The organism is Alkalibacterium sp. s-m-28 (assembly GCF_054658175.1).
Genome location: NZ_BAAGIQ010000534.1, coordinates 1 through 206, shown reverse-complemented (window position 1 = coordinate 206; position 206 = coordinate 1). Strand labels below are relative to the sequence as shown.

The 206-nt window shown below is 50.5% G+C and carries 1 rRNA gene; it reads right to left on the bottom strand.

The annotated features are described in order from the left end of the window. Positions 1-116, bottom strand: a 5S ribosomal RNA gene (rrf, locus tag ACYQ4S_RS13160). Between the last annotated feature and the right edge of the window lie 90 nt (positions 117-206).

Sequence of the window (206 nt, the reverse complement as noted above, 5' to 3'; positions counted from 1 at the left end):
GCACGGCAACGTCCTGCTTTCACAAAGGGAAACCCTTCACTATCCTCGGCGCTGGGAAGCTTAACGGCTGTGTTCGGAATGGGAACAGGTGGATCCTTCCCGCCATCGTCACCGCACAGTGACTCTTCTATTAAACTGGAGAACGTTGTTCTCTCAAAACTAGACAGCTGATCAACACGAAACAACACCACTTACCCTTAACACAC